At 52.2% G+C, this 13,861-nt stretch carries 14 protein-coding genes and 2 pseudogenes; 5 read left to right on the top strand and 11 right to left on the bottom strand.

Annotation, left to right across the window (positions count from 1 at the left end):
• Window positions 1-11 precede the first annotated feature (11 nt).
• The 5 genes from KB892_RS28590 to KB892_RS28570 all read right to left on the bottom strand — a co-directional run bounded on the left by KB892_RS28590 (window position 12) and on the right by KB892_RS28570 (window position 4,249).
• Window positions 12-878: a tunnelling fold family protein gene (locus KB892_RS28590; protein WP_011251271.1), complete on the bottom strand. Its 867-nt coding sequence runs from the start codon at window positions 876-878 to the stop codon at window positions 12-14.
• A gap of 129 nt (window positions 879-1,007) precedes the next feature.
• Complete coding sequence (locus tag KB892_RS28585) at window positions 1,008-1,568, bottom strand: LbetaH domain-containing protein (RefSeq protein ID WP_004214543.1); 561 nt, start codon at window positions 1,566-1,568, stop codon at window positions 1,008-1,010.
• Window positions 1,558-2,493 (bottom strand): GTP cyclohydrolase FolE2, encoded by a 936-nt coding sequence (folE2, locus tag KB892_RS28580; protein ID WP_011251270.1) that lies wholly within the window; start codon window positions 2,491-2,493, stop codon window positions 1,558-1,560. The genes KB892_RS28585 and folE2 overlap by 11 nt, the downstream gene beginning before the upstream one ends.
• A 63-nt stretch (window positions 2,494-2,556) precedes the next feature.
• Entirely contained in the window at window positions 2,557-2,979 is a 423-nt protein-coding gene (gene dksA / locus KB892_RS28575) for an RNA polymerase-binding protein DksA (protein ID WP_004214547.1), read from the bottom strand.
• A 70-nt stretch (window positions 2,980-3,049) separates the two neighbouring features.
• Window positions 3,050-4,249, bottom strand: coding sequence for a CobW family GTP-binding protein (locus KB892_RS28570; protein WP_101992397.1), 1,200 nt, complete (start codon window positions 4,247-4,249; stop codon window positions 3,050-3,052).
• A gap of 97 nt (window positions 4,250-4,346) precedes the next feature.
• Here KB892_RS28570 and KB892_RS28565 point away from each other — a divergent pair, with 97 nt between their 5' ends.
• Window positions 4,347-4,733, top strand: coding sequence for a helix-turn-helix domain-containing protein (locus KB892_RS28565; protein ID WP_004902159.1), 387 nt, complete (start codon window positions 4,347-4,349; stop codon window positions 4,731-4,733).
• Between the two features lie 236 nt (window positions 4,734-4,969).
• Window positions 4,970-5,287 (top strand): c-type lysozyme inhibitor, encoded by a 318-nt coding sequence (locus KB892_RS28560; RefSeq protein WP_004213915.1) that lies wholly within the window; start codon window positions 4,970-4,972, stop codon window positions 5,285-5,287.
• A 350-nt stretch (window positions 5,288-5,637) separates the two neighbouring features.
• Here the strand turns inward: KB892_RS28560 and KB892_RS28555 are convergent.
• The 6 genes and pseudogenes from KB892_RS28555 to KB892_RS28530 form a co-directional block, all read right to left on the bottom strand.
• A pseudogene (locus KB892_RS28555) lies at window positions 5,638-5,787 on the bottom strand (iron dicitrate transport regulator FecR); the annotation flags it as partial.
• 49 nt (window positions 5,788-5,836) lie between these two features.
• The gene (gene def, locus KB892_RS28550; protein WP_004145290.1) at window positions 5,837-6,346 is read right to left on the bottom strand and encodes a peptide deformylase; all 510 of its coding nucleotides are present in this window, start codon (window positions 6,344-6,346) and stop codon (window positions 5,837-5,839) included.
• Window positions 6,347-6,577: 231 nt separating this feature from the next.
• Window positions 6,578-7,071 (bottom strand): annotated as a pseudogene (locus KB892_RS28545) (IS630 family transposase); the annotation flags it as partial.
• Between the two features lie 135 nt (window positions 7,072-7,206).
• Window positions 7,207-7,371, bottom strand: a complete 165-nt coding sequence (locus KB892_RS28540; protein ID WP_223174999.1) for a hypothetical protein — start codon at window positions 7,369-7,371, stop codon at window positions 7,207-7,209.
• A 435-nt stretch (window positions 7,372-7,806) separates the two neighbouring features.
• Window positions 7,807-8,046 (bottom strand): hypothetical protein, encoded by a 240-nt coding sequence (locus tag KB892_RS28535; RefSeq protein ID WP_004145299.1) that lies wholly within the window; start codon window positions 8,044-8,046, stop codon window positions 7,807-7,809.
• 52 nt (window positions 8,047-8,098) lie between these two features.
• The gene (locus KB892_RS28530; protein WP_088476450.1) at window positions 8,099-9,298 is read right to left on the bottom strand and encodes an MFS transporter; all 1,200 of its coding nucleotides are present in this window, start codon (window positions 9,296-9,298) and stop codon (window positions 8,099-8,101) included.
• Between the two features lie 156 nt (window positions 9,299-9,454).
• Here KB892_RS28530 and iucA point away from each other — a divergent pair, with 156 nt between their 5' ends.
• Genes iucA through iucC form a run of 3 tightly spaced genes read left to right on the top strand, consistent with a single transcriptional unit; the run spans window position 9,455 to window position 13,860 of the window.
• Window positions 9,455-11,179: an aerobactin synthase IucA gene (gene iucA / locus KB892_RS28525; RefSeq protein ID WP_004213920.1), complete on the top strand. Its 1,725-nt coding sequence runs from the start codon at window positions 9,455-9,457 to the stop codon at window positions 11,177-11,179.
• Entirely contained in the window at window positions 11,180-12,127 is a 948-nt protein-coding gene (iucB, locus tag KB892_RS28520) for a N(6)-hydroxylysine O-acetyltransferase IucB (protein WP_004213921.1), read from the top strand. It begins immediately after the preceding gene.
• Window positions 12,127-13,860 carry an NIS family aerobactin synthetase IucC gene (iucC, locus tag KB892_RS28515; RefSeq protein ID WP_004213922.1) on the top strand — a complete coding sequence of 578 codons (1,734 nt, stop codon included), beginning with the start codon at window positions 12,127-12,129 and terminating at the stop codon, window positions 13,858-13,860. The genes iucB and iucC overlap by 1 nt, the downstream gene beginning before the upstream one ends.
• Window position 13,861: the final 1 nt, after the last annotated feature.

The following is a 13,861-nucleotide window of genomic DNA, read 5'->3' as shown; positions in this document are numbered from 1 at the left end:
AGAATAGTGTGTCAGGCAATAGCGCCTTTACCCACTCCCTCAAAGGCATGGACTTCTATTTTCGCTGCGGGTAAACCGTGCTCAATTGATTGCCTGATAAATAAAGCCAGTGACTCAACCGTGGTATCACACGGCAGAATATCTACTACCTCAGAACAAAGCATGATTTCAAAGTATCCCTGAGAACTTCGCCAGGAAGAACATGTCAGCCCCTTATGCCAGTATGTAACGGCACGCGGTGAAAGTGTTGTCACTGTAACGACATCTTCCCGGCTTAACAGATAAGCGTTATTCCATCGCGTTGCCCACTCCTGTTCCCACATATGGCTTCGCTCACCATCCACAAAAATTCTGATCGCAGAGCGATGCCCATGCGCTATTCTCTGGCAATTTCCGCGGTGTTTTTTCAGTCCATGCGAGTAATGATAACTGTCACCACTAATACTTTCCGGCCGTAACGTTATCGTTATGTCTTTTACTCCCTGCGGCAAACACGCCAGTAAATGTTTTTCTATTTGGGATTCAAGGCAACGGGAAGTAATATTATCTGCCTGGACCAGCCAGAAACTCTCCTGCGGCCCGGAAATAAAACACTGGGTCTCCCCATTCTTACGCAGCATGGCGACTTCCGTCGTAGTCCCCGCATGACTAACAATAATATGACTATTTTGTTCCGGCACAATCAGGACATGATCGGCCAGTTTATCAATTTCATGTTTGATACTTTTTTTTGCATGTGAGAAATCCATTACCATTGATTCAGCATTCAGATCCCCTTCAAGAATAATATCAACGATAAGGCTATCGCCAATCAGTCCGGCCTCCGCATCAAGGAAACTAAAATCCATGACCGTCAGATCATTAATAAAAAGTTTCACCGCTACCTCTTTAGTAAAACAGAAAAGCCTCCTCCGCAAAAGGATTGATGAGGCAAGTATCATTTTGCTACATTAATAACAAATCGTTAATAATACGGTGTTATGTTAACGACACCAGCCGAGCCATACTCAGAATTCATTTCGCAACAGCTGATAACCTTCCACCAGTTTGACATTAGTGCTGGCGACTTCTTCTGAAAATTGTAAAGAAGCGGGATCCACTTTCGAATAACTTTTAAGATCGGAATCTGGCCCCACGCGTTCCGTTGATGGAATATAGGTGTTCTCAGGCAAGGTAACGCCATCCACAACTGCATTATAGCGAATAACACAACCCGTCTGAATATGACAGTTAAACAACACACTGTTGAATCCAATAAATACCCGCTCGTCAACCTGACAGGGGCCATGCACTATTGCACGGTGGGCAATAGATGTTCCGCTTCCTATCGTCACTGGCGCGCCGCTTTTTGAGTGAATAACCACTCCGTCCTGAATATTAGAGTGGGAATGGATAATGATAGGATCCATATCCCCGTCTGCATTTAGCTCGTCAGCACGGATAACCGCATAGGGTCCGACGTAAACATAATCATGAATAATGACACGTCCACAAATTACCGCGGTGGGATCGATATAGGCCTTTGTTGACACCACTGGGGTATGACCTGATGGGTTTTTACGTAACATTTTTACTTCCTTTCCAGTGAATACGGGCAACGGCATTATGGGGATGCAGGCTTTCCTGATGTTCAACCCTGATATCAAATGCTTCACAAAAGGATGCACAACGAAAAACATTATTGAGCCGACGGGCAGCATCTTCGCAAAACATCAGATTTTGACCGTTAGCCACTGCAAAAGCCTGTTCGTCGCTCCGCTTGACGACCGTTTGCACGGCTGTCCCGAGAGCAACTTCAGCATAATCAATCAGCTCAAGCACAGGCAGTGATTTTGCTTCAGGATTAAGACGGATATCCATCCATGCCCAGCTTCGCTGGCTGTGCGGGGTTGCCGGCATTCCTTTCTCAACAAGCCAGTCGGCTATTTCTGCTGCCGGGAGCCTGTCGATCCGGTTACCAAAGTCTTTGCTAAACTGCAAACCCGCGACGTGGCGGCTAAGTGCAGCGGAAGCCGGGCAGGTTGACGAATAAGGGATACCCACTTTGAGGGTAACCGTAAAAGATTGCCTGAGTTCGGCGCTCAGAGTCAGAGGATAAGCTTTCCAGCCGGAGTGATTAGAATTTAACGACTTACGCGACAGTAACAAATCCCCTGAAATCTCAATACTGGCTTCATCACTACGTCCCTGATGAGATACCAGAAATGCTTTCAGCACATGTTGCAATAATGCCGGTGTGATTTCCCCTTGTGTCAGTTCGTCCAGAAGAAGATAAAGGCGAGACATATGGATCCCCTTTTCAGCTTCAGGTGAACTGAGAAGGTTTATGCCGGCATTGACCTTTGCTGATACCGGCCTACCTGCGATGTCTATCGGCAGGTCAATTTGCTCCATGCCAACCCAGGATAATGACTCTCCCTCACCGTCACCCTTAGTGGACTGAATATCCGGTAGCATGCCGGGGCATAAGGTTTGTTTGGCTGCAATACTCATATATACCTGCCTGATCTGATATTTACTCTCATCCCTACCCTGCCCCCCGCTTGGGCCACCGCTTTATTTCTTTTGATACTGAATCTCAACTTTTTCCTCCTTTGTTTTGGCTTCAATACTTAATTCTGCGGTGGGCCTGAGTAGCAGGCGTTGCAGACCGATAGGTTCGCCTGTATCCCGGCAGAAGCCATATTCTCCATTTTCAAGCCGTATCAGCGCTGCATCATATTTCGGCAACAGGCGGCTTTCTCTGTCTATCTGTCTGAACAACAGACGTAACTGTTCTTCACGAATGGCGATGTCACCTTCGTCACCCGTTTCTGGATCCTCCTGCAACTGTTGCTTCATCTGGTCTATATGATCAAGCACCTCCTGCCTTTCGTGGCGGATAAGCCGCCGGAAGTAGTCCTGTTGCGCAGGGTTCATGTAGTCTTCTGACGGCATTGCCAGGATTTTTTCTTGTTCAGCGCGGGTAGGTTTAGTCATGTTCTGTACCGATAAAATTACACACTAAAACGTTATAACATAACATCATCTGTCGCTACAAAATAACCTGTTAAGCCAGCCGGGCCACTTTCGTGGGCCAGGGATCGTGGAAAATTCCCCCCTGCTGCCACCAGCGAATTTCCTCTTCAGTGAGTAAACACTGGCGCAACGCGAGGACAAAATCGTCAATTTCGCCGCTCTCGCCAATAACAGTCAGGCGGCAGCGCCGGTCACCAAATCTGCCCGGCATTTTTGCCAGTTGCTCATGGATAGCTGCGCGTTCTTCCTTTGTCAGTGAATTATCAGTGTGGGTCAGGACCCCGGCTTTCCAGTAGCTTATGAATTCGAGATTGATGCTTCCTGCGGCCTGGTTCCACAGTAATGCCAGGTCATCCCTTCCCGGTAGCCAGAAAAAACCCTTGCTGCGGTAAACCCTGGAACCCATAAATCGGTGGCAGGTATCCCACAGCCGCTGCGGATGAAATGGACGGTCATCCTCAATGACCCGCCACGAAATATCATATTTTTTGTCGGGTTCATCCGACAAAACTGCATCAATTGCATCCTGAAGCTCATCAATAAGTAACGCCACCCGATGAAAATCGTAATCCGGCATGGAAAGCAATTCATCCAGCTGTAAATTTCCCCAGGGCACAGCCATAATTGCAACCTGCGGATTAAGTGGATGTATGGCTCTGGCTACCTCAGTAACAACATAGAAGGGTAATCTGTCGTTTTTGGTTAACAAGAGCTTATTACAGAACATAATCTGTTCTGCCAGCAGGCTTTCCACTCCCCGGGTCCCTTTATTGAGGTGCTCCTGGAAAACCGGAATAAGCTTCTTTCCACCGTCGTAGTCATCATTAAGCATGACCGTATCTACAAGCGACAAAAATGCTTTAAGACTTACCTGGGGGTGTTCCCGCAGATAGCGGACCAGGGGAAGAGGATGGCTGCTGCCTGACGTTTCCAGTAAAATAAAATCCGGAGACCGTTTTTCGAGCAGGTTTTTCAGCGCGGAATCCAGCTTCTGGATCCCACTTCTGCTGCTGATACTGTCTGCTGAAATACTCACAAAATTGTTACTGGCTGCATCAACGATTTCTGTGTTGGCTATCAGGACGCCATCCACATCAAGTTCACTCATGTCATTAACGATGACGGATACAGCCATTCGCCGTTTGTGTGCCTGTGTAAGAAGGTTTTTTAGCAGAGTAGTTTTTCCTGCTCCCAGAAAACCATTAAGGATAATGAGCGGTGTTCTTTTCATAGCATCCAGCCTTATGCCGCTAAACGTTAATGCAATCAAGTTGCAATAATACCGGCTTCCTGCCAGAATTCAAATGACATGACTCGGAGGGGGAAATATGGCAACACCAGTAGCCAAAACGTATGACTGGAAGCAAGCGTTGCGCACACATGAGCAGGCTCCCGATCGTGTGACCCTTTACCGAATACTGGAGCGGCTAATGCAGGCCAGTATTGTCCAGCGTTATACCGACTCGGCAAGAACTCAGCGTTTCGCTCTGACTCTACGGGCTACCGTAGGACTTTTTGAATGCGATAACTGCCATCATGTTATTCCTATTGAGCGGGAGCCAACCCTGGAAGCGGCCATTGGATTGGTAAAGTCACATCTCACTGGGCATGGTATGACCGAGCTGTGGATCTGCTTGACTTTTCTGCAAACTTGTGGGGAAAATAAAGGTATTTATGACATACCTGTGGTCATCTACCGCAAGGAGTTCCGATAGATGGCCCGCATTTTCTCTCCTCCGGAGAGCATCGGCTCCCCACTTGGCTGTGTGGGCGCAGATAGAACACCAAAGCGCGATGGTGATCTCGCTGTAAGCGGGTTGTGCGCGACGAGGAGGTCGATTTTGACAAACACTCATCACATAGTGATATACAGGGTCACAGCTGCACACATTGAAGTCGTGAACGTCGTTCATGCCCGCCCTCAGAATAACGAAACAAGGAGAAAACTTTCATGAAATCTCTATTTTCCTCTATCGTTCTGCTTGCTTTGAGCGTCCCCGGGGGGGCTATGGCAGATGAAGTCACCCACACCCAATACGCCTGCGATGACAGCAAAACGCTGGATGTGGTCTACATCGGGGACTATGCTGTCATCCAGCAGATGGATGAGTTGATCCCGATGAAGCGGGCTGTTAGTGGTTCAGGCATGCGCTATGTGCCGCTCAACAAGGATTACATCTACGAGCTGTGGGGCAAAGGCAGCAACATGAATCTTTCCACCTATGATGGTAAAAAGAACGAAGACATCCTGAGCAACTGCAAGCCGTAAGCATTCAACGAGACAGCCCGTCATAGCCACGACTGCGGTTCCGATCACGCCCTCGGCCCAGCTCTGATTGTCTGTGGGACTGACCTGCAAAACAGGGGGGGGCTGAAAGATGTCCTGATAGCCTGAGTGGATGGACTCATTGGCTTTCCTGAAGTAGTCAGTGTGCGGAAGTGGATTTCCGTGTCTCGTTGTTGCACAAACACGACAACGCCGAATAGCTTCGCGTTTTATTAGGGCGAAGCTTGGAAGAAACACCAACTGCGCCATGTCTTTACCCGCAGCCAAGATGCCGATGCAACCCAGCAGATGCTACAGTTCAGGCGTAACAAAGCCACCGTTGGATCGCATCACAGCGCGCCGTTGCGATAACGGCTCAGCGTGGCAATCACTTCACTCAAAGGTTTATCGCTGAAGCTCAGAATGCCCTGCGACCAAGCGGCGCTTTCATCATCCACTGAGGCTATTGCACCAAATTCAGGCGCGCTAAACTGCAGACTCTCGCTTTCAAGGCCATGTACCAGATCAAATCGCGACTAATACATCTTATCCTTAAGCCCGGTCTTTCAGACGATCCAGTTTTTCAACTTTCTGACGAATACGTTGTTGTTTCAACGGTGACAGATAATCCATAAACAGTTTACCAACCAAGTGATCCATCTCATGCTGAATACAGATGGCTAACAAGCCGTCTGCTTCCAGTTCAAATGGTTTACCGTAGCGGTTCAGGGCGCGAATTTTCACTTTCTCTGCGCGTGGCACTAAAGCACGTTGTTCAGGGATCGACAGGCAACCTTCTTCAATGCCTGTTTCGCCGCTTTTTTCTAAAAGCTCCGGATTGATTAACACCAGCCGTTCGTCACGGTTTTCCGAAACATCAATAACAATGATACGTTGATGGATATCAACTTGGGTTGCCGCCAAGCCAATACCTTCTTCTGCATACATCGTCTCAAACATATCATCGACGATACGCTGAATTTCTGCATTCACTTCTTCTACCGGTTTAGCAACTTTGCGAAGCCGCTCGTCCGGAATATGTAACACTTGCAAAACTGACATAAATCTCCAGAGATATGTTAAGGGGTTAGAACGATTATTTTTCTATTCTAGACAAATCCCACTCTAATTAACAGCATTGTAGTAGTTTACTGAATTTGACCACTGAACAGAGGTGATGTGGTCGTCTCTGTTCAGGTGCATCAATGAAAACAAAGATTATCTAAATAGCTGCGCCGAATACCGCTACACTTTAACCAGCGCTGCGTTTCCCGGCTTTGTCCACGTCCGCCTGATGGCTTGCGCCCGCCGATACGTCGCTTTAAGCCGCTTCAGCAGGCTGATGAACAGCGCCGAACTTTTGCTGTTGCCGCCTACATAGCTGACTTTACCTGTTCCGCTGTGCAGTGCGCCAGCCAGATAATATTTTTCATTCTGACCAAGCGTCACCACTCGTTTTTGCTGTCCGCGCAACTGCCAGTCCGAACCGATTTTGGGATTAAGATGGATATCCACCTCATCTTCATAAAAAACCGGATATTTTGCGCTGCATTCGTCCAGTGCTTTGTGGATTGTCACCATCTTTTCATCCTTATGCGGGTCACGGATTCGCAGAGTTGGCGCGGCCCTGCGCCACACAAGCTCCGCAGAAGGCAACCAGCGGCGAACGGTTCCTGCATGTAACTGGCTGCCGGTTATCTCATTGATTTTGATTGCCAGAATTTTGTACTCCAGCGTGAGCGCTGGTAGCCAAAATCGCCGGGAGCATGTTTTACAAGCTCACGTAATTAAGTCCTTTTGCCCCCGCTCGGGGCTTTCCGGTTCAGGCCGGAGCTGGACGCTTCGGCATTAACCCTGACACAAACCGAACAGTATTGCCTTGTTCTACGCATGGTTGCGAAATAGCTACAAAAGTGAGAATATTAATAATAATGAATATCATTTTCAATGTTTGTTCGCATGGTCCACACCACAGGCTTCAGCAGCGACGTGACTTTGCAGCCTTTACCGGCCAGCACCTGCTGTACTGCATTTTCCGGTACGCGGGTTGACCCAGCCTGCATCGAGAGGAGGCTGGCAAACGCCACGCAGGTTCCGAGATCGATCTGCCCATGCAACCCGCGTATACACTTCCATTGAGCGTGGAGCCTTATAACCGACCAAGGCCTAGATGACTTTTCTCGGTTGCCGGTATTGGCGACAACTGTAGTACCAGATATTATCCATATCCTGACTGGCCTTCGGTGTAAGTTTAACGGTTAAGCGTATTGGGGTAATTTCCAGGTTACGCCCTTTCCTCTGTACGGAGGCATTACATTGCCTTTGGTAATTGGTGCTGTTGTGGAAGGAGTTCCTGCTACTTTCCAGATACCACTTTCAGAACATTTTGTCCGGTAGTTCTGGTCTGGGAAGTCATTCCGGTGATGGTGGTAATCCGAACAGCGGTTCGGGCTGGGGTACAACACGAACACACCTGTCTTAATTCGCCATCTTGCGTGCCTGCCCTTCTTCCTGAACATCTTTCACTGGCGTCCCTTGGTGAAATCTGAGCTGCCAACATTTCTGATGATTTGTACAAATATGGCTCCTCTGCCAAATTGACGAACGAAGCGTCTTTTTGAATCGACAACCTCGCTGCGGTACGTGAGCAACGCGCAGTCCTTGGTTAGTAAAGCCAACTGAAAGCTGTAAGCATTGATGACCTCCACGTCCTCGTTAATTAATGCTGCTACGGTCTGCGTTTTATCGTAACGCTCTCCCACAGTGGCCTATCTCCAGAGATTCGTCATTGTCCTCTTCTAAGCATCAACCGATTTAGCCATTAACAGCCCTATCAGCTGTTGAAAACTTTAGATTGAACCAGATGAAAATAGATATTATGGTAAATAAAACAGCAACGAAAAAAGCCGCTATAATCAGCGCCGCAGCGGCGGCACCACTTTTCGACACCAGCGGCACCAGCAATGCACAAAGCCCATAGCCAAGCGTATGACTGGTAGCAATCCAGCCCGCACCCGTGCCGTCTGTCAGTTTATCATTCAGTAGAAGCTGATAAGCAGGTGTTGCCAGAGCCGCCCCAAACGACAGCACCGCACAGCCGAGGTAAAACAACCATAGCTGTTCAGCGAACATTATCGCCAGGCCACAAATCATCAGCGCTCCGGCACTCAAAAGCAGCGCCATCGGCGTCAGGCGCTGCGGGCGGAGCACCCCGAACTGTGCGATAAGCGCGGCAACTGCGGCCAGCCCTAACAGCCACGCCACATGATGGCTAATAGCGGCGGTATCTGTAGCGAACTGGCGAGTAAGGGCGGGAGAAAGACCAAGCTGCATCATGCTCACCGCCGCAGCTAATAACAGCGCGCAAAGCAGATAAGGCAGGCAATCCAGCCTCAGGCTGGCGCTCTTGCGCTCCGCTGTAGGCCGCGGTGACGTGCCAGGCAACCGCTGCAGCATCACCAGCGCCAGCAGTGGCGCTGCCATCAGCAGCCCCATCGGCGCCAGAGGGTGAATTGCCAGCATCGCCGCCGCGCACAACGGCCCGAATAGTCTGCCGCAGCTCAAGCCGGAGCTAATGGTTGCCAGAGCGACCATGCTATTCCCTTCCCCCGCTCTCTGCAATGCCCAGACCTGACAGGCTGGTACCATCGCTGACACGGTAAGCCCGTAGGCGATCCGCGCGATGATTAATATTCCCAGCCCCACCGCTGTTGTTACAGCGCCGGTCGCCATCAGCATGCTTCCCAGCCCAAGCAGAGTAAAGCTTGCACCGTATCCCCCCAGAGCCCACAGCACCACAGGCTTACTGCCAATACGGGCAATTTGCTTTCCCCACCACGGGGAAGACGGCAGGAACAGCATTGAGCCAAGCATCAGCAAAGCCGCCCAAATCGACAAACTCAGGTTTGTCTGAATCACCAGTACAGGGATCGCGACCAGCAGGCCGTTTTGCCCGACACCGAGTAACCCCGCGCTGAACGCAAGCGGCCAGCAGGACAATGTTTTTTGCGGCATTTCCGCGCTCTCAAGAGACGTCACGATGTTGTAATTCCATATATTGATTGTGCTTATTTATAAAATAAATTTTATCAATCCTAATAATTTTTGTTGATAATGGGAATCTTTATCGACAAAATTCTCATTATCATGACGAGTGAGATCTGTTTGACTATGACTTTGCCAACTAAAACCTCAACCTTGGATGTGGCTGCGCAGTGCTTCCTTAATTCCTTGGTTCGTGAAACCAAAGACTGGCGGCTGACGGAATACCAGCCAACCCAATTGATCATCCCGCTGGGCGAACAGCAGGCGCTCCATTTCAGAGTGGCTTATTTCTCCCCAACCCAGCATCACCGCTTTGAATTTCCGGCGCGTCTGGTCACGGCCTCCGGCAGTCACCCCGTCGATTTCGCCACCCTCTCCCGGCTTATTGTTGATAAGCTCCAGCACCAACTCTTGCTACCCGCGACCAGTTGCGAAACCTTCCACCAGCGCGTGATGGAAAGCCACGCCCATACGCAGCAGGCAATTGATGCCCGCCATGACTGGGCAGCCCTGCGTGAAAAAGCGTTGAACTTTGGCGAGGCGGAGCAGGCTCTGCTGGTCGGGCACGCCTTCCACCCGGCGCCTAAGTCTCATGAACCGTTTAACCAGCAGGAGGCCGAACGCTACCTGCCGGACTTCGCGCCCCACTTCCCGCTGCGGTGGTTTGCGGTGAACAAAACGCAGATCGCCGGTGAAAGCCTGCATCTCAACCTGCAACAACGGTTGACGCGATTTGCCGCAGAGAATGCGCCGCAGTTACTCAATGAATTAAGCGACAATCAATGGCTATTCCCGCTGCACCCGTGGCAGGGGGAGTATCTGTTGCAGCAGGAATGGTGCCAGGAGCTTGTCGCTAAAGGGCTGATTAAAGATTTAGGCGAGGCCGGCGCGCCGTGGCTACCGACCACCTCTTCCCGCTCGCTATACTGCGCCACCAGCCGCGACATGATCAAATTCTCCCTGAGCGTGCGCCTGACCAACTCCGTCCGTACCCTGTCAGTGAAAGAAGTGAAGCGTGGAATGCGCCTGGCGCGCCTGGCGCAAACCGACGACTGGCAGACGCTACAGGCCCGCTTCCCGACTTTCCGGGTGATGCAGGAAGACGGTTGGGCCGGGCTGCGCGATCTCCACGGCAACATCATGCAGGAAAGCCTGTTTGCCCTGCGTGAAAACCTGCTGGTGGATCAGCCGCAAAGCCAGACTAACGTACTGGTCTCCCTGACCCAGGCCGCGCCGGATGGCGGTGATTCGCTGCTGGTTGCGGCGGTAAAACGCCTGAGCGATCGCCTCGGCATCACTGCGCAACAGGCCGCCCACGCATGGGTCGATGCTTACTGCCATCAGGTGCTGAAGCCGCTGTTTACGGCTGAAGCGGATTACGGCCTGGTGCTGCTGGCGCATCAGCAAAATATTCTGGTTCAGATGCTTGGGGATCTGCCGGTCGGGCTTATCTACCGTGACTGCCAGGGCAGCGCGTTTATGCCTCACGCGGCAGGCTGGCTCGACACCATTGGCGAGGCGCAGGCGGAAAACGTCTTCACCCGTGAGCAGTTGCTGCGCTACTTCCCTTATTACCTGCTGGTTAACTCCACTTTTGCCGTGACCGCCGCGCTGGGCGCTGCCGGGCTGGACAGTGAAGCGAATCTGATGGCTCGCGTACGAACGTTGCTGGCTGAAATGCGTGATCAGGTGACTCATAAAACCTGTCTCAACTACGTGCTGGAAAATCCGTACTGGAACGTAAAAGGTAACTTTTTCTGTTATCTGAACGACCACAACGAGAACACCATCGTCGATCCCTCGGTGATCTACTTCGATTTCGCCAACCCGCTGCTGGCTCAGGAGGGTTAAATGTCTAAGGCAAACATCGTTCACAGCGGATATGGACTGCGCTGTGAAAAACTCGACAAGCCTCTGAATCTTAGCTGGGGGCTGGACAATAGCGCGGTGCTGCACTGGCCGGGGCCGTTGCCGACAGGGTGGCTGCGCGACGCGCTGGAGCAGATATTTATCGCCGCACCGCAACTTTCAGCGGTGGTTCTCCCTTGGGCCGAATGGCGTGAGGAGCCACAGGCGCTGACGCTTTTCGGGCAGGTAAAAAGCGACATCATCCATCGCACCGCCTTCTGGCAGTTACCGCTATGGCTGAGTTCTCCGGCAAACCGGGCCTCCGGCGAAATGGTTTTTGATGCAGAGCGTGAGATTTATTTCCCGCTGCGCCCACCCCGTCCGCAGGGCGAGGTTTATCGCCGTTACGATCCACGCGTTCGCAAGACGCTGAGTTTCCGCGTTGCCGATCCCGTTCTTGATGCAGAACGTTTCACCCGCTGGATGAACGATCCGCGCGTTGAGTATTTCTGGGAGCAAAGCGGCTCGCTGGAGGTACAGACCGCCTATCTGGAACGCCAGCTCACCGGTAAACATGCGTTCCCGCTGATCGGCTGCTTCGACGATAGGCCGTTTAGCTATTTCGAAATCTACTGGGCGGCGGAAGACCGCATTGGCCGCCACTATTCATGGCAACCCTTTGACCGTGGCCTGCATCTGCTGGTTGGTGAACAGCAATGGCGCGGAGCCCACTACGTACAAAGCTGGCTGCGAGGGCTGACACATTACCTGTTGCTGGATGAGCCCCGCACGCAGCGCACCGTACTGGAGCCACGCGCCGATAACCAGCGCCTGTTCCGCCACCTTGAGCCTGCGGGATACCGGACAATTAAAGAGTTCGACTTCCCACACAAGCGCTCGCGCATGGTGATGGCGGATCGCCATCACTTCTTCACGGAGGTCGGTCTGTAATGAATCACAAGGATTGGGATTTTGTTAACCGCCAGCTGGTGGCAAAAATGCTGGCCGAGCTGGAGTATGAGCAGGTTTTCCACGCGGAATCTCAGGGCGATGGCCGCTACTGCATTAACCTGCCGGGCGCACAATGGCGCTTCAGCGCTGAACGCGGCATCTGGGGCTGGCTGTGGATTGATGCTCAAACGCTGCGCTGCGCGGACGAGCCCGTTCTGGCGCAAACGCTACTGATGCAGCTAAAGCCGGTGCTGTCGATGAGCGATGCCACCGTTGCTGAGCATATGCAGGATTTGTATGCCACGCTGCTGGGTGACCTGCAACTGCTGAAGGCACGGCGCGGGCTGAGCGCCAGTGACCTGATTGATCTTGATGCCGACCGCCTGCAATGCCTGCTAAGCGGCCATCCTAAATTCGCTTTTAATAAAGGTCGTCGGGGCTGGGGCAAAGAGGCGCTGGAGCGATATGCGCCAGAGTACGCCAACACCTTCAGACTGCACTGGCTGGCGGTAAAACGTGAGCATATGGTCTGGCGCTGCGACAGCGAGCTGGATATTCAGCAGTTGTTGGCGGCCGCGATGGACCCGCAGGAGTTTGCCCGCTTCAATCAGGTCTGGCAGGACAACGGGCTGGATAACGACTGGCTGCCACTGCCGGTACATCCGTGGCAGTGGCAGCAAAAAATCTCCCTCGACTTCATCGCCGATCTTGCCGAAGGCAGGATGGTTTCGCTCGGCGAGTTTGGCGACTTGTGGCTCGCGCAGCAGTCGCTGCGCACCCTGACCAACGCCAGTCGCCAGGGCGGGCTGGATATCAAGCTGCCGCTGACCATCTACAACACCTCCTGCTACCGGGGGATTCCGGGCAAATACATCGCCGCCGGGCCGCTGGCCTCACGCTGGCTGCAACAGGTTTTTGCGACCGACGCCACGCTTAAGCAAAGCGGCGCGGTGATCCTCGGTGAACCGGCGGCGGGCTATGTGTCCCATGAAGGCTATGCCGCGCTTGCCCAGGCCCCCTACCGCTACCAGGAGATGCTCGGCGTTATCTGGCGTGAGAATCCGTGTCGCTGGCTGAAGCCGGACGAAAGTCCGATTCTGATGGCAACACTGATGGAGTGCGATGAAAACAATCAGCCGCTGATAGGCGCATATATCGACCGCTCCGGGCTGGACGCTGAAACCTGGCTCACGCAGCTGTTCCGAGTGGTAGTGGTTCCGCTGTATCACCTGCTTTGCCGCTACGGCGTCGCGCTTATCGCCCACGGACAAAATATAACGCTCGCCATGAAAAAGGGCGTACCGCAGCGCGTGCTGTTGAAAGATTTCCAGGGCGATATGCGGCTGGTGAAAGATGCGTTCCCGGAAATGGACTCCCTGCCTCAGGAGGTGCGTGACGTCACCGCTCGCCTGAGCGCCGACTACTTAATTCATGATTTACAGACCGGCCACTTCGTGACGGTTCTGCGCTTTGTTTCGCCACTGATGGCTCGCCTTGGCGTACCGGAGAGGCGTTTTTATCAACTGCTGGCAGCAGTGTTGAGTGATTACATGCAGGAACACCCACAAATGTCAGCGCGCTTTGCGCTTTTCTCACTCTTCAAGCCACAAATTATTCGCGTAGTACTGAACCCGGTAAAACTGACCTGGCACGACCAGGACGGCGGCAGCCGCATGTTGCCGAATTACCTTGAGGATCTGCAAAACCCGCTGTGGCTGGCAACCAGGGACTGAA

It is taken from the genome of Klebsiella sp. P1927, assembly GCF_018204675.1.
GTDB classification, from domain to species: domain Bacteria; phylum Pseudomonadota; class Gammaproteobacteria; order Enterobacterales; family Enterobacteriaceae; genus Klebsiella; species Klebsiella pneumoniae.
The sequence above is the reverse complement of the archived record's forward strand: the minus strand, read 5'-3'. Positions and strand labels throughout refer to the sequence as shown.

Coding starts and splice junctions, on each gene's coding strand:
- KB892_RS28585 (WP_004214543.1), bottom strand. CDS start 1,568: ATGTTACGTAAAAACCCATCAGGTCATACCCCAGTGGTGTCAACAAAG.
- folE2 (WP_011251270.1), bottom strand. CDS start 2,493: ATGAGTATTGCAGCCAAACAAACCTTATGCCCCGGCATGCTACCGGAT.
- dksA (WP_004214547.1), bottom strand. CDS start 2,979: ATGACTAAACCTACCCGCGCTGAACAAGAAAAAATCCTGGCAATGCCG.
- KB892_RS28570 (WP_101992397.1), bottom strand. CDS start 4,249: ATGAAAAGAACACCGCTCATTATCCTTAATGGTTTTCTGGGAGCAGGA.
- KB892_RS28565 (WP_004902159.1), top strand. CDS start 4,347: ATGGCAACACCAGTAGCCAAAACGTATGACTGGAAGCAAGCGTTGCGC.
- KB892_RS28560 (WP_004213915.1), top strand. CDS start 4,970: ATGAAATCTCTATTTTCCTCTATCGTTCTGCTTGCTTTGAGCGTCCCC.
- def (WP_004145290.1), bottom strand. CDS start 6,346: ATGTCAGTTTTGCAAGTGTTACATATTCCGGACGAGCGGCTTCGCAAA.
- KB892_RS28530 (WP_088476450.1), bottom strand. CDS start 9,298: ATGCCGCAAAAAACATTGTCCTGCTGGCCGCTTGCGTTCAGCGCGGGG.
- iucA (WP_004213920.1), top strand. CDS start 9,455: ATGACTTTGCCAACTAAAACCTCAACCTTGGATGTGGCTGCGCAGTGC.
- iucB (WP_004213921.1), top strand. CDS start 11,180: ATGTCTAAGGCAAACATCGTTCACAGCGGATATGGACTGCGCTGTGAA.
- iucC (WP_004213922.1), top strand. CDS start 12,127: ATGAATCACAAGGATTGGGATTTTGTTAACCGCCAGCTGGTGGCAAAA.